Below are 26753 nucleotides of genomic sequence, written 5' to 3'. Positions count from 1 at the left end.
GACCTCCGTTCCGTCCTACTTGAGCATGAAGCCGGCGTCGATCGGCACGGTCGTCCCCGTGATCCATTTGCCCGCGTCGGAGCAGAGGAAGGCGACGACGTCGGACACGTCGCGCTCGGGCAGCGCGTCCACCGGCATGAGGTTGAAGCGCATGGCGTTGCCGAGTTCCTCGTGCTCGGTGAGCCACTGCGGGAAGTAGTCGTTGTTCGACATCGGCGAGCCGACACCCGTCGGGTGGATCGTGTTGACCCGGATCGACTCCGGCGCCAGCTCGCGCGCCAGCGTCCGCATCAGGCCGACGATGCCGTGCTTGGCCGCCGTGTAGTGGGTGCAGCCGGCGACCGCGCGCAGGCCCGCGATCGACGACGTGATGAGGATCGTGCCGCCGTTGCCGCCCGCGCGGATGTGCGGGACGACGGCGCGGCAGGACTTGAACACGCCCGTCAGGTTGATGTCGATCATGTCGTCCCAGGCCTCGTCGGTGAGCTCCCAGGTGTTCTCCGACAGGCTGAGGATCCCGGCGTTGGCCAGGTGGATGTCGATGCGCCCGAACTCGCTCATCGCCGTGTCGGCGAGGCGCTCCATGTCCGCGGTCTTCCGGACGTCGGCCTCGATCGCGACACAGCGCCGGTCGAGCTTCTCCACCGCGGCGACGGTCTCGTCCAGGTCACCGGGCCGCCCCGTCGGGAACGGGACGGTGGCCACCTGCTGCGTGATGTCGCAGACGACGATGTCGGCGCCCTCCTGGGCCAGCCGGATGGCGTGGGACCGGCCCTGCCCGCGCCCGCCGCCGGTGATCACGGCGACCTTGCCGTCGAGCTGCCCCATGTCAGTCCTTCCCGTGCTGCGCGAGCGCGCGGCGGTTGTGTTCGGTGATGGCGTCGGTCAGGTCGCGGTAGGGCTCGTCCCACGGGTCCTTGAGCCCCCAGCCGCGACCGCCGGTGTTCTCCACGTAGCCGCACCAGTGCCAGCCGGCGAACCACGGCTCGTCGAGCACGGCGTCCAGGGCGGCGCCGTAGTCGACCCCGCGGGCGGCGTGGTCGGGCAGGCCCTCGCGGTGCGGGTTGAGCTCGGTCGGCGTCCAGTTGCCGGCGTCGGCGACGATCACCGGCTTGCCCCCGCACTGTTCGCGCCAGCGCGCGAGGTCCGCGCGCAGCTGCGTGCGGGACTCCTCGGTCGGCTCGGTGAAGTACTGCACCGACAGCACGTCGACGAAGGGCTCCATCGCCCGCAGCACAGGCTCCGGGATGCCCTTGTTGCCGTTGAACCGGTCGCCGAGGATCAGGTGGTCGGGGTCGTAGCGGCGGATCGCCGTCACGATCGTCTCGTAGTAGCGGCTCGCGACGTCGTAGAGCTTCTTCTCCCGCTCGGCCGCGTCCAGGCCCTGGAGCTCGGCGAAGTCGGCGCCGGAGGCGTGCGGCAGCCAGGCCGGGATGTCGACGAGGAAGTAGCCGAGCAGGTCGGGCGAATCGGCGTGCTCGGCGGCGATGCTGCGCGCGAGGTAGTCGCACCAGACCGCGAAGTCGTCGCCTCCGTGAGCAGGGTCCATGGGCCGGAACGCGGGGTAGCCGTTCCAGTCCTCGATCTCCTGCACCGGCACCTGCGCGACGTAGGGGATGCCCGCCCCGCGCAGCTCGGTGGCCGACCACGGGGTGGAGTGCTTGAGGTCGATCGGGTCGCCGAACCAGTCCAGCGCCTCGCCCCAGCCGCCCGCGACGTACTCCTGCGTCCAGCCCAGTGTGTTGAACGACCAGTTCCGAAGGTCGGCGACGGCCCCGTCGGCGATCCAACGTTCGCGGGAGCCGTAGCGCTCCCGCCAGATGTCGCGGTTGTACGGGAACTTGAGGTTGGTCTCGTCCACGTGGTTCAGGGCCAGGGACAGGAACGGTTTCCCGTCCGGGTCGACCAGCCGCCCGTCGCGGACCGCGAACGTCGCCATCTCTACAGCTCCCCGGCGAAGAAGCGGAGGTAGTGCCCGGCCAGCTCGTCGGGTGCCTCCTCGGCGAGCTGGTGGCCCCACGGCAGGGTCACCGCCCGCACGTCGTCGGCGACCTCGCGCATCTGCCGCTCGTTGTCGGCGCCGATGAAGTGCTCGCTGCCCACGGCCAGCACCGGCATCGGGAGCCGGGTCTTCGCGGACTCCCTGTTCTGGTCGCCGTCGGTGAGCGTGGCCCGGTAGATCTCGCACATGCACTTCACGCCGCCGGGCGAGGAGTAGCAGCGCACGTACTCGTCGAGCGCGTCCGGGGTGATCGCCGACGGGTCGTGCGTCTCGTGCTTCATGAAGTAGGAGAAGTACTCCCGCTCGTGCCCACTGATCAGCATCTCCGGGAACTCGGGCACCGAGTAGAAGTTGATGTGCCAGAGCCAGACGTAGCTGCGGACGTTGTCCGGGGTCAGGAACGAGTAGTCCTCCAGCCCGAACCCGGGAAGGATCATCTCCTGGTAGACCAGTTGCTGGACGCGGTCGGGGTGCCGGGCGGCGAGCTGGTAGGCGGCCGCGGCGCCCCAGTCCTCACCGACCACGCGGAACCGCTCGTGACCCAGCTCGGTCATCAGCTGCGCGAAGTCCTCGGCCACGTTGCGCATGTCGTAGCCGTCTCCTGCGTGCTCGGAGTCGCCGAGCCCGCGCATGTCCGGGACGATCACGCGGTACCGCGACGTGAGCAGCGGGATCACGTGCCGCCAGTGGTAGGACGTCTTGGGCACGCCGTGCAGCAACAGCACCGGCTCGCCCTCGCCGGCGGTCAGGTAGTGCAGCCGTACCCCGTTGACGGTGGCCCGCCCGTGTGGGACGAGGTCGCCGCGATGGTCGACGATGCGCATGGATTTTCCTCTCAGAGCAGGTCGTAGACGGTGCGGTTGAAGTCCGCGATCGGGTCGACGTACTCGCCGTACGGCTCGTCCCACGGGTCCTTCATGCCCCACCCGCGCGAGAGGTTCTCGACGTAGCCGCACCAGTGCCAGCCCAGGAGCCACGGCTCGCGCACCAGGTCGGTGAACGTTTCGATGTAGTGGCGGGCGCGAGTGGCCTGGTCCGGGACGCCGTCCATCGTGCGCTGGGGGTTGAGCTCGGTAGCGGTCCAGTTGCCGATGTCGGGGATGAGGATCGGCTTGCCGACCCGCTCGTGGAGCCCGCGGGCGTGGGTGATCACGTGGTCGCGCGAGGCCTGGTCGTTGCCCGGGTAGTACTGCACCGACAGCACGTCGATGTAGGGCTTCGCGGCCTCGAGCACCACGTCGGGGAGCTCGTTGTCGCCGTTGTAGCGGTCGCCCAGGATCAGGTGGTGCGGGTCGTAGGTGCGGATGTGGCGGTGGATCGTCTCGTAGTACTTCGTGGCGATCTCGAACAGCTTCGCCTCGCGCTTGTCCCCCTCGAGCCCCTCGAGCCCCGGCCAGTCCGCGCCCGCGGGGTGGCGGAACCACAGCGGGGCGTCGACGAACGAGTAGCCGATGAGGTTCTTGCTCGCCGCGGCGTCCACGCAGATGCTGCGCGCGAGGTAGGCGCAGTGGTCGTCGAAGTCGGCGTCGAAGACGTCGGGGTAGTACGGGCGCCCGTTCCAGTTCTCGTTCTCCGCCAGTCGCATCTGGATGATGTAGGGCATTCCGGCGGCCTCGAGGTCGGCCACGGTCCACTGCGCGCCGTGCTCGACGACGACGATCTGCGACCAGTCGAACTTCTCGCGCCAGCCGCCGCCGATGTACTGCTGGGTCCAGCCGATCGAGTTGAACCCCCAGTTGCGTAGGTCGGCGACGACGCCCTCGGAGATCCAGCGCTCCCGCGAGCCGCCGTAGCGCTTCTGCCAGACCTCCAGGTTGTGCGGGTACTTGAGGTCGGAGTCGTCGATGTGGTTCAGGCCGACGGACAGGAAGCCGTTGCCCAACGGGTCCACGAGCCACCACCGGCCGCTGTCGCGGTCGAGCCGGAACGCCCCGGTGGCATCGAACCTCCAGCGGGTCGAGCCGCCGTAGCTGTCGATCTCGGACAAGGTCTTCCCCTCAGCGCGGCAGGCACGAACGCACGTACGCGTCGGCCTTGGCCAGTTCGTCGGTGATGTGGTGCAGGGGCCAGCCGCCGGTGCCGTGGCACTTGAGGCTGGCGGGGCCGGAGTAGCCGACGCGGGCGAGCGTGCCGAGCGGGACGGCGTGGTCGAGAGTGCCGCCGACGCGGGGCAGCTGCTGCTCCCCCGACCCGAAGTTCAGACCGTCGACGCCGTGGCGGTAGGCCCGGTCGATGTCCCAGATGTAGTAGTAGAAGAGCTTCCGGCGCTCGGCGAGCCAGGTGATGGCCTCGCTGATGCCGTCCTGCATGACCCACAGGTGTGGCGGGGCGAGGCAGATCCCGAGGTTCGGGTGGTCGATGTCGCGTACCAACCGCTTGATCTGCGCGAGTGTGTCGACGCCTTCATCCCAGCGCTGCTCCTCACCGTGACCGGACTCGAAGTCGGCGTTGAACGGCACGGTGAGGTGGTTCTCCACGGCGATCCGGACGCCGTTACGGGCGGCGGCCTCCACCAGGGTGGGGAGGAACGTCGCGACGAAGTCGGGGTAGTTGGCCTCGCAGTCGAAGATCACGGTGTCGATGCCGAGGTCGCGGGCGAACTCGATGCGCTCGAGCATCTCGTCCTGTGTCTTCCCGTACATCGTCAGGCCGCAGGGGCGCACGCCGTAGCGGTCGAGCACCGCGCGGATCGCCGACGGGTCGTCGCCCGGGGTCACGTGGTGGGCCAGCGGCGCGGCCGAGGACCACAGGTTGACCTCGGTGAACCCGAGCCCGGCGAGTTCGCGGATCGCCACCTCGAGCGGATAGTCGTGGTACGGCAGGATCTCTGCGGTGTAGCGCACTTCTCTCCTCACGCCACGATCAGCGGCCGCAGGGTGCGGTGGGCGACCTCCAGACCGGTGTGGATCCGGTCCTCGGTGCCGCCCCAGACCGGGTCCTCGCGCACGACCGAGAGCACGCCGTCGAAGCCGCCCTCGTAGAGGGTGTCGACGACCCGGCGCCAGTCCACGTCACCGAGTCCGGGCACGCGGTAACGCCACCAGCCGACGTCGAACGGGTCCTCGCGCACGACGGCCTTGCCCGGCCAGCCGTAGCGGTGGCGCCGCTCCGGGAAGAGCTGGATGTCCTTGGCCTGGGCGTGCGGGACGCGGTCGACGTAGGGACGCAGGGCCTCGACCGGGTCGATGCCCATCCACACCAGGTGGCTCGGGTCGTAGTTGAGGTAGAGCCCGAGCGAGAACATCCACTCCCACAGCTCGGGCGAGTAGGCGAGGTTGCCCGGGTAGCCGTCCGGGTGCCAGCCCTCCATCACGCAGTTCTCGACGATCAGCTTGACGCCGTGTTCGCCGGCCCGCTCCACCAGCGGTGGGAAGATCTCCTCGGCGTCGCGCAGGTTCTCCGCCACCGTCCGGCCGGGATGGCGCCCGACGAACGTCCCGACGGTCGGGCAGCCGAGCAGCGCGGCGGCGTCGATGCAGGCCGCGAGGTGGGCGTGCACGGCGGCGCGTTCGGCCGGGTCGGGGTGCAGGTTGTTGTCGTAGAACGCCAGCGAGCTCAGTGTCAGACCGTGCTCGTCGAACAGCGCGCGCGTGGTGTCGGCCTCGCGCTCGCCGAACGCGGCGACGTCGAGGTGGCTGGCGGTGAACGGCCGGTCGCCGATCGCCGGCCAGGCCGCCACCTCGAGGGCCTCGTAGCCCGCTCCCGCGGCCCATCGGGCGATCTCGTCCAGCGGCCGATCGGGCAGACAGGCGGTGAGCATTCCGAGTTTCACGAGGGCACCTCCACCCAGGTCGAGGACTCCGACGAGCGGATCACCGCGTCGGTCAGTGCGGCAGCACGCAGGCCGTCGGCGAACGTGGGCAACCCGTCCGGTGCATCGCCGTGGACCGCGGAGTAGGTGTCGGCCACGAACGCGTTGAAGCAGTCCTGGTAGCCCTGCGGGTGGCCGGGCGGGAGCAGTGAGTACCGTGCCGCGGCCGGCGAGTACGCGGGCGCGCCGCGGTGCAGCACCCGGTCGCCGTCGCGGTCACCGATCCACAGCTGTTCGGGCGACTCCTGGTCGAAGCGGTAGGCCGCCCGCTCGCCGTCGAGGGAGATGCGCAGCGCGTTGCGCCGGCCGAGCGCGGTCTGGCTGACCACGACCGAGCCGGTGGCGCCGCTGTCGGTCTCGAACTGGACGGTGCTGGCCGTGCCCCCGCCCGCGGTCGCGGCGAGCAGGCGGGTGATCCGGTGCCCGCTGGTGAACTCGACCAGGTCGCACCAGTGCACACCGACGTCGGCGAACGCACGGTGCGCGCCGCCCTCGGCGGCGTCGCCGCGCCATCCGGCCGGCGCTCCGGCCGCCTGCCAGTCCTGGAGGTAGGCACCGTGCAGCAGGTGCAGCGGCCCGGCCCCGCCCGCGTGGACCCGGGCCCGGATCTCCCGGGCCGCGGGGTGGAAGCGGTAGACGAAGGGCACCGTCGCGACCCGGCCTCGGGCCGCGGCGACCAGCGCCCGCGCGTCGTCCAGCGTCGTCGCGAGCGGCTTCTCGCAGACCACCGTCTTGCCCGCGGCCAGCGCCCGGCGGGCCAGGGCGACGTGGGTGGAGTTCGGGGTGCACACGTGCACCACGTCGACGTCGTCGGCGTCGACCAGTGCCTCGCCGCTCACGGCCGCGGTGCGGGCACCGAGGCGGACGGCGGCCTCCTCCGACCGGTCGGGGCGCGAGGCCGCGACACGGGTCACCTCGCCCCCGGCCGCCCGGACGGCGTGTGCGTGCACGCCGCCGATGAACCCGGCGCCGATGATCCCGGCGCGGAGCCTGTCCGCCATCGCTTGCTCCTGTCTCAACTCGTCGTCACGGTCAGTCCGGCCCGGTCCAGCGCGTCGTCGAGCCAGGCGCGGCTGATCCGGGCCGCCTCGGCCGGGTCGCCGTCGTAGGAGTCCAGCTCGACGACCAGCCAGTCGTCGTAGCCGACCTCGGCGACGGCGGCGAGCACGCCGTCCAGGTCGAGCGCGCCGCGGCCGAGCGGCAGGAACGTCGCACCCTCGGACCCGAGGTCCTTGAGGTGCACGTGCCGGATCCGGTCCGCGTGGCGGCGGATGAGCGCGGCCGGGTCGCCACCACCGGCGGCCAGGTGGGCGGTGTCCGGGCAGAAGCCGATCGTGGACCGGGAGAACACGGCCTCGATCTGTTCCGGGGACTGGCCGATCGTGCCCAGGTGCGGGTGGTAGCAGGCGGACAGGCCGTGTTCCGCCGCGATCCCGGCGACCGTGTCGAGGGCCCGGGCGAGCCGGTCGTGGTCGCCGTCGGCGATCCCCTGCGCTCGCGGCGCACCGCCACCGACCACCAGCTGTGCCGCGCCGAACCGGGCGGCGTCCTCAGCGGCCCGGCGCACCCGGTGCAGCTCGTCGGGCAGGATCTCGGGGTAGACGAAGTTCCCGCCCGTGTAGACCCCGACCAGCGACAGCCCGGTCTCGTCGAGCAGCCGGTGCAGCGAGCCGGGGTGGTCGTCGCGGACCTCGGCGAACTCGCGCACGTTCCCGTCGAACATCTCGACGCCCCGGTAGCCGGCGGCGGAGATGTCGCGCAGCGCCCGGTCCATGTCTCCGGGGACCCGGTAGACGAGGTCCTTGACGCTGGTCACCCCGGCCGCGGCGCCGGTGACGCCGCCCCAGGTGATCGAGTGATAGCCGAGACGCACGACCCACCTCCTTCGGTGCGGCCACGGCGCCGCACTTGCGATCGATGCGATGACAGTAAAGTTTGATCTACACAAAAGTCAATGGACTATCCTCGGAAGCCTGGCCGAGGCGGAACGAGGAGGTCGCCGAGTGGGACCGTCCGTGCAAGGGGTCGCGCCGGACCAGCTGGACACGCTGGTCACCGTGCTCGACCTGGTTCGTTCCGGCGGCGCGCGCACACGTCCGGAGCTGGCCCGTCGCTCCGGGCTGGGACGCACGGTCGTCTCGCAGCGGCTCGGGCAGCTGGAGGCAGCGGGTCTGGTGACCGAAGGCGACCTCGGCACGTCCACCGGCGGCCGAGCGCCGCGCGAGCTGCGCTTCCGTGCCGATGCGGGGGTGCTGCTGGTGGCCTCGCTCGGGGTGACCGGATTCGACGCCGGTGTGGCCGACCTGAGCGGACGTCTGGTCGACCACCGGAGTCGCGCCTGGGACATCGCCACCGGGCCGGAGGCCAGCCTGAGCCGGGTGGAGAGCCTGTTCGACGAGCTGCTCGCCGACCGGGGCGCTCCCGCCGTCTGGGGCGTCGGTCTGGGGGTGCCGGGCCCCGTCGAGTTCGCCTCCGGCCGTCCGGTGGCGCCACCGATCATGCCGGGCTGGGACGGCTACCCGGTCCGCGACCGGCTGGCCACCCGCTACGACGCGCCCGCGTTCGTGGACAACGAGGTCAACCTGATGGCGCTGGGCGAGTACCGGGCGGGCCGGGGGGTCGGATCCCCGGACCTGGTCCTGGTCAAGATCGGTACCGGGATCGGGGCGGGACTGATCTCCGGCGGACGGCTGCACCGCGGTGCGCAGGGCTCGGCGGGCGACATCGGACACGTCGGGTTGACCGGATCGGTCCCCGGCGCGGAGCAGGTGGTGTGCCGTTGCGGCAACGTCGGCTGCCTGGAGGCGTTCGCGGGCGGCGCCGCACTGGCACGGGATGCGACGGCGGCCGCCCTGGACAACCGGGGGGAGCACCTGACCGAGCGGCTGGCTAAGGCGGGCGAGATCACGTCCGACGACGTCGTGCGCGCCGCCGAGTTCGGCGATCGGGTCGCGGTCGAGCTGTTGTCGCGTGCCGGTCGCCTGGTCGGCGACACCGTGGCGGCCATCGTCAACTTCTTCAACCCGTCGACGATCCTGCTCGGCGGCCGGGTCGGGACCTCCGGCGATCTGCTGTTGGCCGGGGTTCGCCAGTCGGTCTACCGCCGGTCTCTGCCGCTGGCCACCCGCGACCTGCAGATCGCGCGGGCGTCGCTGGGCGAACGAGCGGGCCCGACCGGGGCGGGCTGCATGGTCGTCGACGAGCTGTTCGGCCGGGACCTGCTGGCCCGGTGGATCCCGCACGGCAGCCCCGCCGGGATGCCTGGGCTGCATCCGAGCTCGCGCGCAGACGCCTGACGGGACAGCGGTCCACGGCCCAGCCGGCGCCGAACCGTCGGGGCCCGCGGCTCGCGCCCTGGCCCACCGCGCAGTCGGATGGCGAACCGGGCGTCGTGCAGCGGTGGGCGTGCCCCACCGATCCGGTTGCCGCGGCGGAGGGACGACGGGCTGTGTGTCTCAGGAGCGGTGCGTCTCAGGCACGGTCGGTCCTCCCCAGCAGAGCGTCGGAGATGATCCGCAGCTGGATCTCCGACGTCCCCTCGAAGATCTTGGTGAGCCGGGCGTCCCGCCAGTAGCGTTCGGCCGGGAAGTCCGTGGTGTAGCCGGCGCCGCCGTGGATCTGCAGGCCCTCGCTGGTCACCCGCTCGGCCATCTCGGAGGCCACGAGCTTGACCATCGAGGCCTGTGTCGGACTGGGCCGCCCGGCGTCGACCGCGGTGCACACCTGGTACATCAGGGCCCGCGCGGCCTCGACCTGCGCCGCCATGTCGGCGATCCTGAACCGCAGCCCCTGGTTGACGCCGATCGGGCGGCCGAACTGGACCCGCTCGCCGACGTAGGCGATCGAGTCCTCCAGCGCCCCGCGGGCCAGCCCGATCGCCCGGGCCGCGGTGTGGATGCGGGCGGTGTCCAGGTCGCCCATGGCGATCCGGAAGCCCTTGCCCGGTTCGCCGACGATCTCACTCGCCCAGGCGCCGTCGAAGGCGAGCTCCCAAGTCCTCCAGCCGTGGTAGCCGATCTTGCGGACCGGGGTGCCGGTGACGCCCTCGGGCAGGGTGCCCCGCTGCTTCGGCATCAAGAAGCAGGTCACCCCGCGCGAGCGGTGTGCGGGGTCGACGGGCTCGGTCCGCGCGAAGACCTGCAGATAGTCCGAGCCGTCGGCGAAGGTGCACCACATCTTCTGGCCGGTGATCCGCCAGCCCTCGCCGTCCGGGACGGCGCGGCAGCTCAGGTTCGCGACGTCGGACCCCGCCTCGGCCTCGGACAGCGCGAACGCGCTGAGGAACTCGCCGCGCGCCATCGCGGGCAGGTAGCGGGCGCGCTGGTCGGCGTCGAACCCGGCGGTGAACTGCTGCCCGCGGGCGATCAGGCTGGCCACGCTCATCCAGGCGCGGGCCAGCTCCTCGACGATGATCGCGTACTCGGACAGGCCCAGGCCGAGCCCGCCGTACTCCTCCGGGATGAGGATGCCGAAGAAGCCCAGCCCGGCCATCTTCTCCCGCAGGGCCATCGGGATCTCGCCGTGCTCGGGGTCGAGCTCGTTGGCGACGGGCAGGACCTCCTTCATCGCGAAGTCGCGGGCCATCGCCTGGATCGCCAGGCGGTCCTCGGTGAGGAACGGTTCGGTCATCTCTCCGTCTCCGTGGGTCGATCGCGCAGGTGGATGCCGAGCCCGGCCCGGCCGGGGGCGAGGTGGTCGCGCAGGACGAGGTCGTCGTCGTAGTCCCCGCCGTTCTGCCTGCGGAACGGCAGCGGGGTCGTGTGCGGGACGGCGAGCACCCGCGCGCACAGCTCCGTCGCGGCCGTGGCGAACTCGTCGTCGGACACCCGGTTCGCGCCCGTGACGACGACGGGCGGCAGGACCTCGTAGCCGACGTAGAACAGGGTGCCGTGCTGCAGGGGGAAGAGCAGCTCGTCGAGGTGCCCGTGGACGCCGCGGGGTCCGAGGTCCGGGCCGCGCCCGCCGACCGTGGTCACCACCAGTGCCCGCTTGCCGGCGAGCGGGCCCTCGCCGTAGCGCAGGGTGCGGCCGGGGTGGTCGGGATCGGTGACGCCGTAGGCGAAGCCCTTGAGGAACACGCGGTCGAACCAGCCCTTGAGGATCGCGGGCATGCCGTACCACCAGAGCGGGAACTGGACGACGAGCGTGTCGGCGGCCGCGACCTTGGCCTGCTCGGCGCGCACGTCCGCGCTCAACGCACCGGCGGCGTAGGCCTGGGCCGACACCGGCCCGACCCGGAACCGCTCGTCCGGGTCGTGGCCGTAGTCCGCCGCCGTGACCACCGGGTTCCAGGCCATGGCGTGCAGGTCGGAGACGACGACCTCGTGCCCGGCCTGCTCGAGCGCGGCGACGCCCGCGTCCTTCAGCGCCCCGTTCAGCGAGCGGGGCTCGGGATGGGCGAGGACCCAGAGGACCCTCACGCGACGAGCTCGACGATCGCGGCGAGGCCCTGGCCGCCGCCCATGCACATCGTCTCCAGGCCGTAGCGGCTCCCGCGGCGGCGCATCTCGTACGCCAGGGTGGTGAGGATCCGGCAGCCGGTCGCCCCGGCCGGGTGACCGAGGGAGATCCCCGAGCCGTTCACGTTGAGCCGCGGCTCGTCCGAGGGGAGGCCCCATTCCCGCAGGCAGGCGATGACCTGGGCCGCGAACGCCTCGTTGACCTCGATCAGGTCGATGTCCGCCCACCCCAGCTCGGCGCGCCGGAGCGCCGTGGCCACCGCGGGGACCGGCCCGATCCCCATCGTCCGCGGCGGCACCCCGGCCGACGCGGAGGTCACGATGCGGAGGAACGGCGTGAGGCCGAGCTCGGCGGCCCGCGCCGCGCTGGTCACGACGCAGACCGACGCGCCGTCGCTCTGCCCGCAGGCGTTGCCCGCGGTCACCGTGGCGTCCGGGTCCTCGTGGCGGCGGACCGGCCGCAGCCGCGCCAGGTCGTCCAGGGTGAGACCGGCGCGCGGGTGCTCGTCGAGGGTCACCACGGTCTCCGGCGTGCGGCGGGTCCCGGGCACCGTGACCGGCACGATCTCCTCGGCGAACCGGCCCTCCTTCACCGCGCCGACGGCCTTCTCCTGCGAGGCGAGCGCGAACTCGTCCTGCTCGGTGCGGCTGATCGCGTACTGGGCGCGCAGGTTCTCGGCGGTCTCGAGCATGCCGCCGGGGACCGGGAAGTTCACCCCGCCCGCCGTGGTGCGGCCGCGGGCGATCCGGTTGACCATCCGCAGCTCGTCGCCGCGGACGCCCTTCTGCAGGCCCAGCGCGTAGTACTCGGCCTGGCTCATCGCCTCGACGCCACCGGCGACGACCAGGTCCGCCCAGCCCTGCCCGACGGTGAGCGCCGCCTGCAGGACGGCCTGCAGCCCGGAGCCGCAGCGGCGGTCGAGCTGCATGCCGGCCACGCCGACGCCGAGCCCCGCGTTCAGCGCGGCGACCCGGCCGATGGCGGGCGCCTCGCTCGTCGGGTAGCAGTAGCCGAGCACGACGTCGTCGACGTCGCCCTCCCCCAGCCCGGTCCGGGCGATCAGCCCCTGCAGGGCTTGGGTGGCCAGGTCCGCGGCGGTCAGGGTGGCGAACACCCCGCCGTCGACGCCGACCGGCGTGCGCACCGGGTCGCAGACGACCACGTCGGACGGGCTCACGTCGGGACCTCCGTGCTGTACAGCCGCGCCGCGAGCTCGCGCAGCGCGGCGGCCTTGATCTTGGAACCGTTGGTGCCGACGGTGGTCGGCATCTGCTCGACGAGGTGCACGGAGTCGGGCACCTTGAACGTCGCGAGCGCCTGGGCACACCAGGCCCGCAAGGCGGCCGGGTCCGGGGTGGTGCCGGGCACGGCCTCGACGAACGCGACGGCCCTGGTGTCCCCGTCCACCGTGACGCCGACGACCTTGCTCCGGGCCACGTCCGGGTGCTCGGCCAGGCGGATCTCGATCTCGGCGGGCTCCACGAGGAAGCCGCGCAGCCGGAACGAGTCGCCCATCCGGCCCGCGTAGTCGAACGCGCCGTCCGGGTGGACCGTGCCCAGGTCGCCGGAGCGGAACCAGCCGTCGGCGGTGAACGAGCGCGCGCGGATCGCACCGTCGGTGTCGCCGAGGTAGCCGTCGACCACGGCGTAGCCGCGGAACTGCAGCTCACCGGGCTCGCCCTCGGGCGGCGGCCCGCCGGTGACCGGGTCGACGGCGCGCACCTCGATGTCCGGGGACACGGGTCGCCCGCCCGCCCGCCACCGCGCGGGCGCCGGGTCGTGCTCGAGCCAGAACGACAGCAGCGAGAACAGCTCGCTGGAGCCGAAGATCCCCATGGTCGGGGTGCCGGTCTCCTTCTCGGCCCACTCCGCGACCTGGATGGACTTGCCGTAGAAGTCCCCGATGAGCAGGCGGCGCCACGCGGACAGGTCGCCGCCGTGGGCGCGGTGGCTCTCCATCAGCCGCCCGGCCACGTCGTCCGCGCCGGCCAGGTGGGTCACCCCGAACTCGCCCATGTGGGCCACGACCAGGTCGTCGTCGAACGTGGGCTCCAGCAGCGCCGCCCCGCCGGCGGCGATCGCGGCGAGCGCCGGGACGTAGCCGAAGACCCCGGACAGCGGCAGCACGACCAGGCTGACCGACTCCGCGTCCCAGCCGCCCGCGGCGGCGACGTTCCGCGCGTGGGTGGCCACGCCGCTACCGAGGTGGGCGGCGAGCTTCGGCATGCCGGTCGAGCCGGAGGTCGTGAACGCCACGGCCAGGGCGTCCCGGGTGCCGCGCAGCGCCTGCGGGTCGGCCGCGTCCGACGGCGGGCCGGGCACCCAGGCCCCCGCGCCGACGTCGTAGGTCGCGGCGACGGCCTCGTCCGCGGGTGGACGGCCGGGTCCGGTCACGACGGCGATGCCGGGGGCGGGCACGTCCGCCTCGGCGACCGCTTCGCGCAGCCTCGCCCGCAGGTCCAGGCCGAGGAAGTCGTGGGCGATCAGCACCACCCGCGGCCGGGCCCGGTCCAGGACGTGCGCGACGTCCGCCACGCCGTAGCGGGTGTTGATGCCGATGACGTGGGCGCCCAGCGCGGCCGCGGCGAACTGCGCCACCAGCGACTCGGACCAGTTCGGCAGCCACACGCCCACGCAGTCGCCCTCGCCGACGCCGTGGGCACGCAGGTCCTCGCGCAACGTGAGGACGCGTGCGACCAGCTCCGCCCGGGAGACGCGGCGCGGGGCGGGCCCGCCGTCGATGACCACGGTGCTCTCCGGGGCGGCCGCGGCGGTGTCGGCCAGCAGGTCGGCCAGGGTGGTCGTGCGGCCGGTCATGCGGCACCCCGGCTCTCACGGGCGCCCAGCTCACCGAGCCAGCCGTGCAGGACGTCGGCGAAGCCCTCGACCTCCTCCATCGGGTAGTGCCCGATGCCCTCCAGCAGGGTGAAGCGGGAGTCCGGGATGAGCTCGGCGGCGCGGCGGACGTCCGCGGGGTCGAGCCACAGGTCGTCGTCCCCGACGACGAGGTGGGTCGGGCAGGCCACGCCGTCGAGCGTCGCCCGCACGTCGTGGGTGGCCCAGCCGATGAGGTCGCTGGTGGAGATCTCGGGGTCCTCGCGGCGGTGCATGCGCGCGATCAGCTCCGCCCGCTCGGCCGCCACCCGCCGCCCGACGACGGCGAGCGTCCCGAGGTAGGTCCGGTCCGACCGGCTGGGCGCGGCCGAGTCGACCAGCTCGCGCTCCAGCCCGCGGACGCTCAGCATCGTCGAGTCGGTGCCGCCGCGTGCCGCCAGCGCGACGGCGCCGGCCAGGCGTTCGCCGCGACGCACCGCGAGCTGCAGGGTGATGGCGCCTCCGATGGAACAGCCGACCACGAAGGGCCGGTCCATCCCGAGCCGGTCCATGAGCTCCTCGCACCACTGCGCGTAGACGCCCAGGTCCCGCACCGGGCCGCCGGGGGCGGGCTCCGAGCGACCGTGCCCCGGCAGGTCCGGGACCACCACCCGGTAGCCCAGTTCGGCGAGCCGCGGCTGGACCTCCCGCCACTGCACACCGTTCTGACCCGCCGTGTGCAGGCACAGCACCGGCCGCCCCGCGCCCTCCTCCAGCACGAAGGCGCGGGTCCCGCCCACCTCGACGTAGTCGGCCCTCATCGTGTCCCCTCCGTGCGGGCGAACGCCCGCGCCTCGTCGACCAGCGCGACGACCGCCGCGGTCAGCCGCAGGTACTCGTAGGCACTGCCCTCGACCTCGAACTCGTCGCGCAGGGTCCGCTCGGTGAAGTCGTTCCGCGGACCGGTCAGCAGCCCGGCCCACACGACGTCGGGCGCGGAGAGGACGAACGCCGGCCCGTCCGGTGTCCGGGTCCCGGCCTCGAGCACCCGTCCCTTGTAGACGCGGAACACCACCAGGTCGCCGCCGAGGCGCAGGCCGAGGGTGCCGTCCCAGGTCCCGGTGGCCCGGGTGAACGCGGCCGAGTCGCCGAGCGCGGTGGCCAGCGCCCGCGCCCACTCCACGGACGGGAAGGACCGGCCGAGCCGGGCGCGGCGGTCGTCGACCGCCTCGCGCGCCGTGACCAGCGCGGCGGTCCGGCCCACTTGCACGACCTCGTCGTGCTGGTTGCGGACCACCACGTGCCTGCCGACGACACCGTTGCGCAGTGCCGACGTGCGACGGGTGCGGGTCACCGTCATCTCGTAGGTGACCGAGTCGCCGACGTGGATCGGCGCCACGAAGTCCCAGTGCGTGTCGAACGCCGCCTCGACGTGCGCCGACAGGCCGCGCTCGTGGTGCCAGCCGAAGAAGCCGGCCAGGCCCAGCGGACCGTGGACCAGCGGGCGGCCGTCGGCGGACCGGCCGTGCTCGGTGTGCAGCGCGGCCCGGTCCCCGCTGACCTCGGCGAAGGCCGCGACCACCGCCGCGGAGAAGCTCCGCGCCGGGCCGGTGTAGACCTGCCCGACCTCGAAGTCCTCGAAATGGGGCGCGGCCGTCCCTGCCCCGGGCCCACCGGCGTGCACCGGGGACCCGGTGGTGGCACTGGTGCTCATCGACCGTCCTCTCCGACGGGCCGTCGCGATCATCGTCCCCGACGGGCTCGCGACGACATGAACGAACGTTCTTACGTCTTCCATGCAATCAGCAGCTTCCCGGCCCGTCAAGAGCAGGGGCGTCGTGGCGGGTGCGCTACCGTGAGCGACATGAACGACCGTTCCCCGACCCTGGTCGCCGAGACGGGGCGGCGGAACGAGGCCGCGATCCTCAACGCCGCGATCCACGCCTTCGGCACCCAGGGGTTCAACGGTGCCTCGATGCGCGACGTGGCCCGCGGCGCCGAGACCAGCCTGTCCAACCTCTACAACTACTTCCCGTCGAAGTCCAAGCTGCTGGCCGCGGCGCTGCGACACGCCAACGCCGAGCTGCGCAGCCGCGTCCTGTCGGCCGTGGAGCTGGCCGGCGACGACGCCCCGTCCCGCATGCGCGAGGCGGTCCGCGCGCACGTCGGGTTCGTCGTCGAACACCAGACGGCGACCCTGGTGGCGACCAACGAGCTCCGCTACCTCGACCCCGGGGACCGTGCCGCGCTGGTGGAGGACCGGGACGCCACCCAGGACGCCTTCGAGCGCATCGTCGCCCAGGGCGTCGCCGACGGAGCCTTCCGCACGCCCTACGCCACCGACGCGGCACGCACGATCCTCGGTGCCGTCGCGGCGATCGCGAGCTGGTACCGCCCGGACGGCGCACTGGGCCGCGGCCAGCTCGCCGAGCAGTACGCGCGCTACGCCCTGGCCCTGCTCGAGGCCCCCCTCACGCACTGACGCCCGCCGCCGGGGGCGACCCGGCGAGATGCCTCTTGTCCGTGGTGACCCGAGTCGCTAGCGTTCTAAGAACGATCGTTCGTACTCGTGTCGGAGCTCCTCGTTCTCCGGCACCCTCACCGCCGCACCGTTGCGGCCTGGAGGTGGACCCGGATGGACCAGCACGCACCCCCGAAGAAGATGGGCCGGCTCGCTGCCGCGGCGGTCTTCGCCACCGCGCTCGAATGGTTCGACTTCCTCATCTACGCCACGGCCGCCGCCCTCGTGTTCGGGCACCTGTTCTTCCCCTCGGTCAGCCCGGTGGCCGGCACCCTGGCCTCCTTCGCGACGTTCGCCGTCGGCTTCGTCGCGCGACCGCTCGGCGGCATCATCGCCGGGCACGTCGGCGACCGCTTCGGCCGCAAGCCCCCGCTGGTCGCCGCCATGCTGCTGATGGGCGTGGCGACGTTCGCGATCGGCGTCCTGCCCGGGTACGCGACCATCGGGATCTGGGCACCGGTCCTGCTGGTGGTCGCCCGCCTGGTCCAGGGCCTGGGCGTCGGCGCCCAGTGGGGCGGCGCCGCACTGCTGCTCACCGAGCACGCCCCGGTCGAGCGGCGCGGGTTCTACGGGTCGCTCGTGCAGACCGGCGCCATCGCAGGAGCGGTCGCGGGCAACCTCTTCTTCCTCCTGCTGACCACCGTCCTGTCCGAGGAGCAGTTCGTCGCCTGGGGGTGGCGCGTCCCGTTCCTCTCCGGCCTCGCCCTGGTCCTGATCGGCGCCTACGTGCAGCTCAAGATCGAGGACACCCCGGTGTTCCACGACCTGCAGCAACGGTCGGCGGAGTCCCGGCGCGACGCCGGACTGCGCAAGGCACCGCTCGTCCAGGCCGTGCGGCACTACTGGCGGGAGATCCTGCAGGCCGCGGGCGCGTTCTTCGTCGTCAACGCCACCTTCTACATCCTGATCAGCGGGATGCTGAGCTACGCCACCACACAGGTCGGCATGTCCCGGTCGGCGATCCTGTGGTGTGTCATGGGCGCGGGCCTGACACAGGTCGTCTCGATGCCGTTCTTCGGCGGTCTGACCGACCGGATGGGCTCGCGGAAGAAGCTCTACCTGACCGGCACGGTGCTGATGGCGGTCTGGGCCTTCCCGATGTTCCTGCTGATCGACACCGGCTCGCTGCCACTGGTGTTCCTCGCCCTGCTGGTCGGGTTCACCATCCACGCGACGATGTACGGCCCCCAGGCCACCCTGTACGCCGAGATGTTCCCGGCGGACGTCCGCTACTCGGGTGCCTCGCTGGGCTACCAGTTCGCCTCGGTGTTCGCCGGCGGCCTCGCCCCGTTCATCATGACCGCGTTGCTGGCGGGCACGGGTGCCTCCTGGTCGGTCGCGCTCTACATCATCGCCACGTCCGTGGTCACCTTCGTCGCGGTGGCGACGCTGAAGGAGCGCTACCGCCGCGACCTCTACGAGACCTCCGACGCCGAGGCGGCCGGGACCATCGCCACCCCGAGCTGAGCGCTCCGGCCGGCGCGCGGCCCCACCGCCGCACCGGGATCGACCGGATGCCCCGCGGCGCCGCCCCGGCGACATCGGGCGCGTACGGACCCGACCACCCGGCGGGCGCCGGCCGCCACGGGCCGAAGGTCCCGATCTCCCCTGCCGTCCGATCCTGACGCCCGTCCGTCGCGGTGGCCTAGCGTCGCCCCGGTCGGAAGGACGGCAATGGACCGGATGGCTGTGCAGCTGCGGAACGTCATCGTCGCCAGCGACGAGTACCGGCGTGCGGAGGCCGCCGCGCTCGGCGTCGGCCTCACCGAGTCCGCGGCCCTCGGCGAGCTCTACCACCGCGGCCCGCTGCCGCCCTCGGCACTGGTGACCCGGCTCGGCGTAGCGTCGGCGAGCGTCACCACGCTGCTGGACCGGCTGACGGCGGCCGGGCTGGCGCAGCGCGTGCCGCACCCCACCGACCGGCGCAGCGTCCTCGTCGTGCTGACGCCGCGCGGCCGCCAGGCGACCGCGGCGATGTTCGCCATGTTCACCGAGGACATCCTGCGCGCGGTGCACTCCGCGCAGCCGGAGCACGTCCGCGAGTTCACCGCCGTCCTGGCGCGGATCGCGGCGGCGCTGCACCAACGGGTCGCGGACCCGGCGACCGTCGCCCGGGACCTGACCCGGCGGGTGGCGGAGGGCGGGCCGGATTCGAGCACCCCGAGCACGGAACCCGTCTGACCCCGGACCCGCCACCCCGGGGTCAGACGGTCTCCCCCGCACCAGCGAGGCCGTCGACCAGCTGCACCAGGCGCACCAGCGGGCACGGGTGCCGCTCGGGACGGCCGGCGTGCACGGGGTGCTCGCATCGGCCCACGGGGTCGGACCGGTGCCCCTCCACCAGACGGTCGCAGATGATCCGCCGGTCGGGTGAGGCCAGCAGCACGTCCGCCATGCCCAGCATCGCGCGCATCGGCGCGCCACCCGGGCTTCTGCAGATCATTCCCTCGGACATGGGAACCCCCTCTCGTCGTGGTCCACCGATGTTGCGGACCCCATCAGCGTAAACGGCGGGTGCCGCGATTCACGGTCCGATTGGAAACGATTTGTACGGCGACCGGATATCATGGCGCGAGTGCTACGACCGGCCGTTCGGCCGCGAGATCCGAATCGTGCCGGTCGGGCGGCCGCGGGACCTTCGGCCTGCCGATAGAGGACCGAAGTACCCTGGCCGGCAGGGCCTCGCCGGGCCATCCGTCACCGTTCGGCGCGCGCACGGGAAACGTATCCGGCGCACGGGTTCCGACACACGCCGGTGGCGCTACCGTGGTCCCATGAAAGGTGACGAGAAATCATCGACGGCGTGGCCGAACGATCCAAACGAGTGGCCGACGTTCTCCGATGCGGCATTGCTGCACTGAGCCTTTGCCAACCTGATGGACGAGCAGGTCAGCTGGCGTGCGGCGTGGCGTGACCTCGAAAGGGTGAAGCTCCTGGTAGACGGGCGATTGCCTAGATCAATCCGCCTGACCAGGAGCTTCAGAGTGTTGTCTTACCCGTCCGGGATGACCGTGTCCAGCCGCGCGCTCGGCCTGCTCGCCGACGCGCTGCGCGCGCACCGCAACCAGCGGGCTACACGCTGGCGCAAGCTCTCCGCCGGCCGCCAGGCCCTGCTGGTGGTGGCCTATCTGCGCAAGGGCGAGACCTATGCCGACCTGGCCTGCGGGTTCGAGATCGGCACGTCAACGGTCTACCGCTACGTGCGCGAAGCGCTCGCCCTGCTCGCGGCGATGGCCCCGACGCTGGAGCAGGCGATCGAGGTCGCCTCACGCAAGGCGTTCGTGATCGTCGACGGCAGCCTGCTGCGGATCGACCGGGTCGGCATGGCGTCCGGCCGAGACCGCCCCTACTACAGCGGCAAGCACAAGGCCCACGGGCTGAACGTGCAGGTCATCGCCGACCCGGTCGGCAGGCTGGTGTGGATCTCCCCGCCGCTGCCTGGCGCGCGGCACGACATGGGAGCCGCCCGCGACCACGGGATCATCGAGGCGCTGACCGCGCATGAGATCCCCGCGGTCGCCGACACCGCCTACCAAGGCGCCGGTCCGATGGTGGCCGTGCCGCAGCGGCGTCGGCGCATCGACCCGGACACCGGGCGCTACCGGCGCCTGTCGCGCAACCAGAGGGAGGTCAACGCCGCACACGCCCGCCGACGCGGGCCGGGTGAGCGGGTCAACGCCGAGCTGAAGAACTGGAAGGTTCTGCGCAAGATCAGATCCTGCCCGACCCGGGCCGCCGAGCTCGTCGCCGCAGTTCAGACCCTCATGATCGCCAACGGATGATCAGGTTGGCAAAGGCTCAATGGCTCGACGGTCACGAGATCCGCGACACCGACCTGCTCGACTTCGGTGTGATCACGATCCGGTCCGACGACCGCGTCATCGGCTACAACCGGTACGAGTCCGGTCGGGCCGGTATCCGGGCGGAGCGGGTCCTGGGCCGGGACCTGTTCGTCGACGTCGCGCCGTGCCTGAACAACTTCATGGTCGCCGAGCGGTACCGGACCGACGGCGACCTCGACGAGGAGCTGGACTACGTCTTCACCTTCCGCATGCGCCCGACCCCGGTCCGCCTGCGGCTGCTCGCGGCCGCCGGCGGGCACCGCCGTTACCTGGCGATCAGGCCGCGATGACCGCGTCCGGCCCGCCGCCCGACGCGGCGGCCGAGCTCGAGGACCTGCTGCAGTTCTTCTACCAGTGTCCCGTCGGCCTGGTCGACGCCCACGACGACGGACGGGTGCGCCGGGTCAACCCGGCCGCCGTCCGGATGCTCGCCCCCGCACTGCGGCCCGGCGAGGACCTGGACCGGCTCCACCCCGTGCTCGACCGGCTCGCCCCCGGGCTGTCGGCGATGCTGACCACCCGGCCCGAGCGGCTCGGGCCGCTGCACCCCGGGACCCGCGTCGTCGTGAACGTCCCGCCGGACGGGGGCCCGCAGGTGGAGCTGCGCTTCGTCCGCGTCGCCCCCGACCACGTCATGGTGGTCGCCGCCGACGTCACGGTCGAGCAGCGGCTCGCCCGTCGCACCCTCACGCTGGCCGCCCGCCTGCGCGACGTCATCGCGGCCACCGAGGCCTACCGGGACGCCGCGGCCGAGGTCCTCGGTGTCGGGGCCAGCGGGGTGGGCGTCCTGGAGGAGCTGGTCCTGCGCAGCCCGCGCACACCGAGCGCGATCTCCCGCCGGGTGGGGCTGTCCTCCTCCAGCGTCACCGCCGTGGTCGACCAGCTCGAGTCGGCGGGACTCGTCGAGCGGGTCGCCAACCCGGCGGACCGCCGCAGCACGCTGGTGACCCTCGCCCCCGGTGCCTCCGACCGGATCCGTCCGGTGCTCGACCTTCGTCAGCGGCATCGACCGGGTGGCCGAGGGCGCCTCGGCCCACGCCCAGGACGTCGCGGCGACGTTGGAGGCCGTCACGGCGGCGCTGCGCAGCCGCACGGCCGTGCGCGGCGGACAGGTGCCGCGCCCCGTCCGGCCGACGGACGGCTGACCGCCCTCCGTCCGGGTGGGTCGATGCCGGTGCCGTCACCGGACCCGACGGCGCGGGTGGACGGTCCGGACGGCGCGGACCACCGAGTCGAGGTCGGCGTACCGGCCGGAGGGCAGCTCGGCCAGGAGCCGGCGCAGCACACCGGGCGCGTCCCAGGCGTCGGCCTCGGCCAGCACCTGCCAGCGCTGGGCGGGAAACGCCAGCCCGGCCAGGACGGGACCCACGGAGCGGAGCAGGACCTCCGGCGGCTGCGGCGGCACCCGGCGGCCCGACGGCCGCGCCGGGGCCGCCGGGGCAGCCAGGGCAGCCGGGGCAGCCGGCGGGCACGGGACAGCGGGCGCGCCGTCCGGGAGCTCTCCGGGCACGACGAGGCGCAGCCCGCGCCCCGTCCCCCGGGCGACCGGCCGGAGGTCGGTCGCGGTCATGCGGCCGCCCCGCCGTCCGGTCCGAACTGCTCGCCGGTACAGGTCGGGTCGTCGCGCAGATGCCGGTAGCTACGGCCGGGGCGCAGCAGCGGCCGCCCCGGCTCCGGGTGCGCAGCGACGAGGCAGGCCCGGTCCGGGGGGATCGGGGTCCAGCATCGCTCGCACAGACGGATCTCGAGTTCCTTGCGCACGGGCACCTCCGGCCTCGCTCCCCCGCCGGTCGGGAGGACGGTTCCAGAGTGGCCGTCGGCGGGGCCCGCCCTCGTGGGCCGGGTGGAGCAGTTCCGCGGGAGATGTCGGCGACGCGGACTACGCGGCTCCGGTGCCTCTCGGGACCGGAGAATCACCGTTGCCGTCGTTCCCCGGCCCGTGTTCCTCCAGGACGGCGGCCAGGACGTCGCGGATCGACACGATCCCCGCGGGGCTCCCGTCCCGGGTGGCCAGCAGGTGCCGGATGCCCGCCTCGAGCATCACCCCGGCGGCCGTCGTGACCGCGGCGGACACGTCCACCGACACGATCTCGGTGGTCATCGCGTCCTCGACGATCGTGTCGTCGGGATCGAGACCCGCGGCGACCGCCGCCACCAGGTCGCGTTCGGAGACGACGCCGAGTGCCGAGCGCCGGCGCACGACGAGCAGGACGCCGATCTCGTCGGCGGCCAGGTCACGGGCGGCGTCGCGCAGGCTCCGGTCCCACTCGACCTCGCTGACCGGGGACCGCAGGACACTGCGCACCGGCACCGGGCCACGGGGCGGACCCGTCGTCGTGGCGCTCACCGGGCACCGTCCGCGCGCACGACGGCCAGCGGGCACGGCAGCTCGTAGAGCAGCGCCTGGCTCGTCGAACCGTGCAGCAGCCCGGTCAGCCCGGCCCGCCCCGCCGACCCGACGACCAGCAGCTGCGCGATGCCCGCCCGGGCCAGCAGCGCCGCCCGCGCGGGACCGTGCGCCACGATCCGGCGGACGGGGACGTCGGGGTACTTCTCGGCCCAGCCGGCGAGGGCCTCGGCCAGTACGCGTTCCTGCGCCTGCTCCGCCTCGACGCGGTCGAACCCGCCCGCGCGGTCGTCCACCCGATCACCGGCCGCGTCCTGCCAGGCGTGCACGGCGACGAGCGCGGTCCCCGCGGCCGCGGCGTGGTCGAAGGCGAAGGCGAGGGCGGCCCCGCCGAGCTCGGAGCCGTCCACCCCGACCACCACCGCACCGGCGGTCCGGGCGGGACCGCGGCGAGGAGGGACGGCCACCACCGGGCAGGGCGACAACACCGTCAGGGCCGCGGCCGTGCTCCACCCGAACGCCTCCAGGGGCTCACCGGTGTGCGGGGCCAGTACCAACATCACGGCGTCGCGGCTCTGGTCCCGCAGGACCGCGACCGGGTCCCCGGTCAGTACCCGGCTCTGTACCTCCACCGCGGGCGCGACGAGCCGGGCGTGCTCGGCCGCCGCGCTCACGGCGTCCGCTCCGGCCCGGTCGAACCGCCGCCCCTGCGCGTGCAGCAGGCGCAGCGGGAGGTGCCGGCTCCCGGCGGCTTCCGCAGCCCAGGTGACCGCGGCGCGGTCGCGCGGTGAGCCGTCGACGCCGACGGCGAGGAAGGATCGGGGTGCACTCATGGTCTCCTCCGTGTGGTCCGGTGTGGTCCGGTGGTGTGGTCACCGGACGCGGCCGCCGCGTTCACTGCCGCGCGCGCCCGGTCCAGACCGGTTCCACGCACGCCCAGTCCTCCTCCCACGCCCGCGCGAAACGCCGGCCGGTCCACCGGTAGAGCCCGGCGCCGAGCCCCAGGACCGTCGCCCCGGCCGTGATCGCGACGAGGACACCGGCGATGACCGCCGCAGCGACCGCGTCGGCCGCGGTGACCGGTGCCGGCACCAGCCGGTCGTCGGCCGTCGTCCAGACCCGGACCCGGTCGCCCGCGTCGCCGGGAGGCTCCGTGCGGGTGGTGCCGGTGCGCGGGAGGCCGTCGTGACCGGTCCACCGGACCGTGGCCGGGTAGGGCTGTCCGGAGACGCGGCTCCCGCTCGCCGCGATGTCGTACACCAGCACCGCGTCGGTCGCCGTCCGCTGCCGGGCCTCGGCCCGCGCCCGGTCGGTCGTCGCCCCGTGCACGCTCGTGACGACCGCCCAGCACCCGGCCGCCGACAGCACGAGCAGGACGGCCAGCAGTACGGTGCCGGCGTCCTCCAGACGCTGGGCGCGCCGCCGTGTCCGGTCCGCTGTGGACACCGTGCGCAGGCCCTCCGCCATCGGGCCACCTCCCCGTGTCGTCCCCACGAACAGCGTGGTCCGGCGGGGAGCACACCGGGCAGGGCCGGGCCGCCCGTCCCGGCGGGGCATCGGTCATGGCCGGTACGGGACCTTCGGTACTGCTCCGTGCCGGGCGCGACGGACACCGTGGTGGCACGGCCCCGCGGGGCGGCACCACGAGGAGGACCCCATGATCTCGACCATCGACGGGCTCCCGCCGGGCATCGACGGCGTCCGCGTGTCCGGCACCGTGACCCGTGCCGACTACGACGACGTCGTCGCACCGCTGGTCGCGGCGGCGGCGGCCACCGGTCGACGGCTGCGGGTGGTCGCGGTGCTCGACAGCTCCTTCACCGGCATCACCCCCGACGCGGTGTGGGAGGACCTCGAGCTCGGCATGCGCGCGCTGCCGCTGTTCGACGGGTGCGCGGTCGTCAGCGACCGGGAGTCCGTCCGGATCGCCTGCCGCGTCGCGGCCGTCGTGGCGCCGTACTCGCTGGCGGTGTTCCCCGAGGCGCAGCAGGACAGCGCCGTGAGCTGGCTGGTGGGGCTGCCGGCCGCCGGGTTCGCGATCGACCTGCGCCCGGACGACGGCATCGCGGTCGTGCGCGTCGACCGCCCGCTGCGGGCCGCCGACTTCGACCGGCTGACCCGGGAGATCGAGTCCTGGAGCGCCGCCCACGGTGAGCTCGGCGGGCTGGTGCTGGTGGCGCCCTCGTTCCCGGGCTGGGAGAACGTCGAGGGCATGGTCCGGCACGTCACGTTCCTGCTCGAGGAGCACCGGCGCGTGCACCGGATCGCGCTCGCCGTCGACGGACTGCTCCCCACCGTGGCCCCGGCCCTGGCCGGAGCGGTGCTGCACCCGGCCGTGAAGCACTTCGCCCACCGCGACGTCGAGGCCGCGATCGCCTGGGCGGCTGCCGGCAAGCCGGCCGCGGTGGAGTCCTGACACCCGGTGAGCACCGAGCCGGCCGGGATCCGGGAGACCCACACCGGTCTGGTCGTTCTCGCCGGGGACCGGGCGTACAAGGTCAAGAAGGCGGTGCGGACGCCGTACTGCGACTTCGGCAGTGCCGCGCTCCGGCGGCGGGCGCTGGCCCGCGAGCTGGAGCTCAACCGGCGCTTCGCACCCGACGTCTACCTGGGTCTCGGGAGCTTCCGGTCACCGGACGGCGCCACCGCGGAGCCCGTCCTGGTCATGCGGCGGATGCCGGCGGACCGGAGCCTGACCGCGGCGCTGTCGTGCGCCGGCCCGGACGAGCGCGACGAGCTGGTCCGCTCGGTGGCCCGCGCGGTGGCCGACGCCCACCGGCGCGCACCGCGCGGCGATCCCGGCCGGGCCGGGCCGGCGGCGCTCGCGGCGCGCTGGTCGGCCAACCTCACCGAGCTCGGCGAGCTCACCGCCGACCGGGCGGTGCAGGACCGGCTGGCCCCGATGCGGACGCTGGCCCGGGACTACCTGGCCGGGCGCACCGAGCTGTTCGGGCTCCGCGAGACCCGGGTGGTCGACGGGCACGGGGACCTGCTCGCCGACGACGTGTACTGCCTCGACGACGGTCCGCGGCTGCTGGACTGCCTCGACTTCGACGACGACCTGCGCCAGGTCGACGTGCTCGACGACGTGGCGACCCTGGCGATGGACCTCGACCACCACGGCATGCCCGGGGCGGCCCGGGCACTCGTCGACGGGTACCGGCGGTTCACCGGCGACGACGCACCGGACTCGCTGCTCCACCACTTCGTGGCCTACCGGGCGGTCGTCCGCGCCAAGGTCGCCGCGCTGCGGGGCCGCCAGGGCGCCGCCGGCGCGGCCGCCGAGGTCGACGCGCTGTCGGCGCTCGGGCTGCGCGGGCTGCAGGCGGGTGCGGTGCGGCTGGCCCTGGTCGGTGGGCCGCCCGGCAGCGGCAAGACCACCCTCGCCGGGGCGCTGGCCGCGGCGACCGGCGCCCGGCTGCTGTCGAGCGACCTGATCCGCGACGACCTCGACCGCGGCCGTCCCGGCGACGGTGCCCGCCCGGGCAGCGGCACCGGCGGCAACGGCACCGGGGGCGGCGGCACCGGGGGCGGCGGCACCGGGGGCTACGGCACCGGCCGGTACACACCCGAGCGGGTCGCAGCGGTCTACACCGCCCTGCTCGATGCGGCCGGTCCGCTGCTGGGGCGGGGTGAGTCGGTGGTCCTCGACGCGTCGTGGACCACCGCGGAGCGCCGGCTCGCCGCCCGGGCGCTCGCCGCGCGGCACCACGCCGTCTGCGTGGAGCTGCGGTGCGCGGTGGACCCCCGCACCGCCGACGCCCGGATCGCGGCCCGCGGGCCGTCGCCGTCGGACGCCGACGCCGCGGTCGCCGCCCGGATGCGGGCCGCCGCCGCCCCGTGGCCGGAGGCGGTCCGGATCGACACCGCGGGCGGCCCCGGCGCCGCGTCCGGAGCGGCCCTGTCGGCAGCCCTGTCGGCATGGTCCGCGGGCGTCGGGTGCTGAGGGGCCGCGG

The 26753-nt window shown here is 73.5% G+C and carries 27 protein-coding genes; 9 read left to right on the top strand and 18 right to left on the bottom strand.

Features of this window, described 5'->3' with window-relative positions:
• Nucleotides 1-15: 15 nt before the first annotated feature.
• Genes MTO91_RS09720 through MTO91_RS09685 form a run of 8 tightly spaced genes read right to left on the bottom strand, consistent with a single transcriptional unit; the run spans nt 16 to nt 7686 of the window.
• A complete protein-coding gene (locus MTO91_RS09720) occupies nt 16-828 on the bottom strand; it encodes a mycofactocin-coupled SDR family oxidoreductase (protein WP_100880178.1) in 813 nt (270 codons plus the stop codon).
• 1 nt (nt 829) lies between these two features.
• Nucleotides 830-1939 (bottom strand): glycoside hydrolase family 5 protein, encoded by a 1110-nt coding sequence (locus MTO91_RS09715; RefSeq protein ID WP_346104371.1) that lies wholly within the window; start codon nt 1937-1939, stop codon nt 830-832.
• Nucleotides 1940-1941: 2 nt separating this feature from the next.
• A complete protein-coding gene (locus MTO91_RS09710) occupies nt 1942-2826 on the bottom strand; it encodes an alpha/beta fold hydrolase (RefSeq protein WP_346104373.1) in 885 nt (294 codons plus the stop codon).
• Nucleotides 2827-2837: 11 nt separating this feature from the next.
• Nucleotides 2838-3989, bottom strand: coding sequence for a glycoside hydrolase 5 family protein (locus MTO91_RS09705; protein WP_476654326.1), 1152 nt, complete (start codon nt 3987-3989; stop codon nt 2838-2840).
• 10 nt (nt 3990-3999) lie between these two features.
• Nucleotides 4000-4845, bottom strand: coding sequence for a sugar phosphate isomerase/epimerase family protein (locus MTO91_RS09700; protein ID WP_346104376.1), 846 nt, complete (start codon nt 4843-4845; stop codon nt 4000-4002).
• Between the two features lie 8 nt (nt 4846-4853).
• Nucleotides 4854-5774, bottom strand: a complete 921-nt coding sequence (locus MTO91_RS09695; RefSeq protein ID WP_476654325.1) for a sugar phosphate isomerase/epimerase family protein — start codon at nt 5772-5774, stop codon at nt 4854-4856.
• A complete protein-coding gene (locus MTO91_RS09690) occupies nt 5771-6814 on the bottom strand; it encodes a Gfo/Idh/MocA family protein (protein ID WP_476654324.1) in 1044 nt (347 codons plus the stop codon). Before MTO91_RS09690 ends, MTO91_RS09695 begins: the two co-directional genes overlap by 4 nt.
• A gap of 14 nt (nt 6815-6828) precedes the next feature.
• On the bottom strand, nt 6829-7686 hold the full coding sequence (locus MTO91_RS09685) for a sugar phosphate isomerase/epimerase family protein (RefSeq protein ID WP_476654323.1): 858 nt from the start codon (nt 7684-7686) through the stop codon (nt 6829-6831).
• A gap of 130 nt (nt 7687-7816) precedes the next feature.
• On the opposite strand from MTO91_RS09685, the gene MTO91_RS09680 reads away from it, so the two are divergent.
• Nucleotides 7817-9109, top strand: a complete 1293-nt coding sequence (locus MTO91_RS09680; protein WP_253067187.1) for an ROK family transcriptional regulator — start codon at nt 7817-7819, stop codon at nt 9107-9109.
• 175 nt (nt 9110-9284) lie between these two features.
• Here MTO91_RS09680 and MTO91_RS09675 read toward each other — a convergent pair whose 3' ends face one another.
• Genes MTO91_RS09675 through MTO91_RS09650 form a run of 6 tightly spaced genes read right to left on the bottom strand, consistent with a single transcriptional unit; the run spans nt 9285 to nt 15801 of the window.
• Nucleotides 9285-10442: an acyl-CoA dehydrogenase family protein gene (locus tag MTO91_RS09675; protein WP_346104384.1), complete on the bottom strand. Its 1158-nt coding sequence runs from the start codon at nt 10440-10442 to the stop codon at nt 9285-9287.
• On the bottom strand, nt 10439-11233 hold the full coding sequence (locus tag MTO91_RS09670) for an NAD(P)H-dependent oxidoreductase (RefSeq protein WP_379673482.1): 795 nt from the start codon (nt 11231-11233) through the stop codon (nt 10439-10441). Before MTO91_RS09670 ends, MTO91_RS09675 begins: the two co-directional genes overlap by 4 nt.
• The gene (locus MTO91_RS09665) at nt 11230-12450 is read right to left on the bottom strand and encodes an acetyl-CoA C-acetyltransferase (RefSeq protein ID WP_476654322.1); all 1221 of its coding nucleotides are present in this window, start codon (nt 12448-12450) and stop codon (nt 11230-11232) included. Before MTO91_RS09665 ends, MTO91_RS09670 begins: the two co-directional genes overlap by 4 nt.
• Nucleotides 12447-14090: an AMP-binding protein gene (locus MTO91_RS09660; protein ID WP_476654321.1), complete on the bottom strand. Its 1644-nt coding sequence runs from the start codon at nt 14088-14090 to the stop codon at nt 12447-12449. The genes MTO91_RS09665 and MTO91_RS09660 overlap by 4 nt, the downstream gene beginning before the upstream one ends.
• A complete protein-coding gene (locus MTO91_RS09655) occupies nt 14087-14908 on the bottom strand; it encodes an alpha/beta fold hydrolase (protein ID WP_476654320.1) in 822 nt (273 codons plus the stop codon). Before MTO91_RS09655 ends, MTO91_RS09660 begins: the two co-directional genes overlap by 4 nt.
• Nucleotides 14905-15801: a hotdog family protein gene (locus MTO91_RS09650; protein WP_476654319.1), complete on the bottom strand. Its 897-nt coding sequence runs from the start codon at nt 15799-15801 to the stop codon at nt 14905-14907. The genes MTO91_RS09655 and MTO91_RS09650 overlap by 4 nt, the downstream gene beginning before the upstream one ends.
• Before the next feature lie 150 nt (nt 15802-15951).
• On the opposite strand from MTO91_RS09650, the gene MTO91_RS09645 reads away from it, so the two are divergent.
• The 3 genes from MTO91_RS09645 (at nt 15952) to MTO91_RS09635 (ending at nt 18789) form a co-directional block, all read left to right on the top strand.
• Nucleotides 15952-16569, top strand: coding sequence for a TetR/AcrR family transcriptional regulator (locus MTO91_RS09645; RefSeq protein ID WP_208824877.1), 618 nt, complete (start codon nt 15952-15954; stop codon nt 16567-16569).
• 153 nt (nt 16570-16722) lie between these two features.
• Nucleotides 16723-18075, top strand: coding sequence for an MFS transporter (locus MTO91_RS09640; protein ID WP_476654318.1), 1353 nt, complete (start codon nt 16723-16725; stop codon nt 18073-18075).
• A 207-nt stretch (nt 18076-18282) separates the two neighbouring features.
• Complete coding sequence (locus MTO91_RS09635; protein ID WP_476654317.1) at nt 18283-18789, top strand: MarR family winged helix-turn-helix transcriptional regulator; 507 nt, start codon at nt 18283-18285, stop codon at nt 18787-18789.
• A gap of 22 nt (nt 18790-18811) precedes the next feature.
• Here MTO91_RS09635 and MTO91_RS09630 read toward each other — a convergent pair whose 3' ends face one another.
• Nucleotides 18812-19063 (bottom strand): hypothetical protein, encoded by a 252-nt coding sequence (locus tag MTO91_RS09630; RefSeq protein ID WP_251784534.1) that lies wholly within the window; start codon nt 19061-19063, stop codon nt 18812-18814.
• Nucleotides 19064-19592: 529 nt separating this feature from the next.
• Between MTO91_RS09630 and MTO91_RS09625 the strand changes: the two genes are divergently transcribed.
• From MTO91_RS09625 to MTO91_RS09615, 3 genes are read left to right on the top strand one after another with little or no spacing between them, the layout of a single operon-like run.
• A complete protein-coding gene (locus MTO91_RS09625) occupies nt 19593-20390 on the top strand; it encodes a transposase family protein (protein WP_476654817.1) in 798 nt (265 codons plus the stop codon).
• Nucleotides 20387-20740 carry a hypothetical protein gene (locus tag MTO91_RS09620; protein WP_476654316.1) on the top strand — a complete coding sequence of 118 codons (354 nt, stop codon included), beginning with the start codon at nt 20387-20389 and terminating at the stop codon, nt 20738-20740. The genes MTO91_RS09625 and MTO91_RS09620 overlap by 4 nt, the downstream gene beginning before the upstream one ends.
• A complete protein-coding gene (locus tag MTO91_RS09615; protein WP_476654315.1) occupies nt 20737-22089 on the top strand; it encodes a MarR family winged helix-turn-helix transcriptional regulator in 1353 nt (450 codons plus the stop codon). Before MTO91_RS09620 ends, MTO91_RS09615 begins: the two co-directional genes overlap by 4 nt.
• Before the next feature lie 240 nt (nt 22090-22329).
• Here MTO91_RS09615 and MTO91_RS09610 read toward each other — a convergent pair whose 3' ends face one another.
• The 3 genes from MTO91_RS09610 to MTO91_RS09600 all read right to left on the bottom strand — a co-directional run bounded on the left by MTO91_RS09610 (nt 22330) and on the right by MTO91_RS09600 (nt 24264).
• Nucleotides 22330-22797, bottom strand: coding sequence for a CBS domain-containing protein (locus MTO91_RS09610; RefSeq protein WP_476654314.1), 468 nt, complete (start codon nt 22795-22797; stop codon nt 22330-22332).
• Nucleotides 22794-23630, bottom strand: a complete 837-nt coding sequence (locus MTO91_RS09605) for a universal stress protein (protein ID WP_476654313.1) — start codon at nt 23628-23630, stop codon at nt 22794-22796. Before MTO91_RS09605 ends, MTO91_RS09610 begins: the two co-directional genes overlap by 4 nt.
• Before the next feature lie 61 nt (nt 23631-23691).
• Nucleotides 23692-24264 carry an Rv1733c family protein gene (locus MTO91_RS09600; RefSeq protein ID WP_405418180.1) on the bottom strand — a complete coding sequence of 191 codons (573 nt, stop codon included), beginning with the start codon at nt 24262-24264 and terminating at the stop codon, nt 23692-23694.
• A gap of 190 nt (nt 24265-24454) precedes the next feature.
• Between MTO91_RS09600 and MTO91_RS09595 the strand changes: the two genes are divergently transcribed.
• Entirely contained in the window at nt 24455-25213 is a 759-nt protein-coding gene (locus MTO91_RS09595) for a SpoIIAA family protein (RefSeq protein ID WP_346104417.1), read from the top strand.
• A 6-nt stretch (nt 25214-25219) separates the two neighbouring features.
• Nucleotides 25220-26743, top strand: a complete 1524-nt coding sequence (locus MTO91_RS09590) for an AAA family ATPase (RefSeq protein ID WP_476654312.1) — start codon at nt 25220-25222, stop codon at nt 26741-26743.
• Nucleotides 26744-26753 lie beyond the last annotated feature (10 nt).

This window comes from Pseudonocardia sp. 2-7 (genome assembly GCF_056341085.1).
The sequence above is the reverse complement of the archived record's forward strand: the minus strand, read 5'-3'. Positions and strand labels throughout refer to the sequence as shown.

Excerpts from the sequence above, each read along its gene's own strand:
- MTO91_RS09690 (WP_476654324.1), bottom strand. The coding sequence starts at position 6,814 with ATGGCGGACAGGCTCCGCGCCGGGATCATCGGCGCCGGGTTCATCGGC.
- MTO91_RS09675 (WP_346104384.1), bottom strand. The coding sequence starts at position 10,442 with ATGACCGAACCGTTCCTCACCGAGGACCGCCTGGCGATCCAGGCGATG.
- MTO91_RS09640 (WP_476654318.1), top strand. The coding sequence starts at position 16,723 with ATGGACCAGCACGCACCCCCGAAGAAGATGGGCCGGCTCGCTGCCGCG.
- MTO91_RS09720 (WP_100880178.1), bottom strand. The coding sequence starts at position 828 with ATGGGGCAGCTCGACGGCAAGGTCGCCGTGATCACCGGCGGCGGGCGC.
- MTO91_RS09645 (WP_208824877.1), top strand. The coding sequence starts at position 15,952 with ATGAACGACCGTTCCCCGACCCTGGTCGCCGAGACGGGGCGGCGGAAC.
- MTO91_RS09715 (WP_346104371.1), bottom strand. The coding sequence starts at position 1,939 with ATGGCGACGTTCGCGGTCCGCGACGGGCGGCTGGTCGACCCGGACGGG.
- MTO91_RS09630 (WP_251784534.1), bottom strand. The coding sequence starts at position 19,063 with ATGTCCGAGGGAATGATCTGCAGAAGCCCGGGTGGCGCGCCGATGCGC.
- MTO91_RS09605 (WP_476654313.1), bottom strand. The coding sequence starts at position 23,630 with ATGAGTGCACCCCGATCCTTCCTCGCCGTCGGCGTCGACGGCTCACCG.
- MTO91_RS09660 (WP_476654321.1), bottom strand. The coding sequence starts at position 14,090 with ATGACCGGCCGCACGACCACCCTGGCCGACCTGCTGGCCGACACCGCC.
- MTO91_RS09595 (WP_346104417.1), top strand. The coding sequence starts at position 24,455 with ATGATCTCGACCATCGACGGGCTCCCGCCGGGCATCGACGGCGTCCGC.
- MTO91_RS09615 (WP_476654315.1), top strand. The coding sequence starts at position 20,737 with ATGACCGCGTCCGGCCCGCCGCCCGACGCGGCGGCCGAGCTCGAGGAC.
- MTO91_RS09710 (WP_346104373.1), bottom strand. The coding sequence starts at position 2,826 with ATGCGCATCGTCGACCATCGCGGCGACCTCGTCCCACACGGGCGGGCC.
- MTO91_RS09655 (WP_476654320.1), bottom strand. The coding sequence starts at position 14,908 with ATGAGGGCCGACTACGTCGAGGTGGGCGGGACCCGCGCCTTCGTGCTG.
- MTO91_RS09600 (WP_405418180.1), bottom strand. The coding sequence starts at position 24,264 with ATGGCGGAGGGCCTGCGCACGGTGTCCACAGCGGACCGGACACGGCGG.
- MTO91_RS09650 (WP_476654319.1), bottom strand. The coding sequence starts at position 15,801 with ATGAGCACCAGTGCCACCACCGGGTCCCCGGTGCACGCCGGTGGGCCC.
- MTO91_RS09635 (WP_476654317.1), top strand. The coding sequence starts at position 18,283 with ATGGACCGGATGGCTGTGCAGCTGCGGAACGTCATCGTCGCCAGCGAC.
- MTO91_RS09620 (WP_476654316.1), top strand. The coding sequence starts at position 20,387 with ATGATCAGGTTGGCAAAGGCTCAATGGCTCGACGGTCACGAGATCCGC.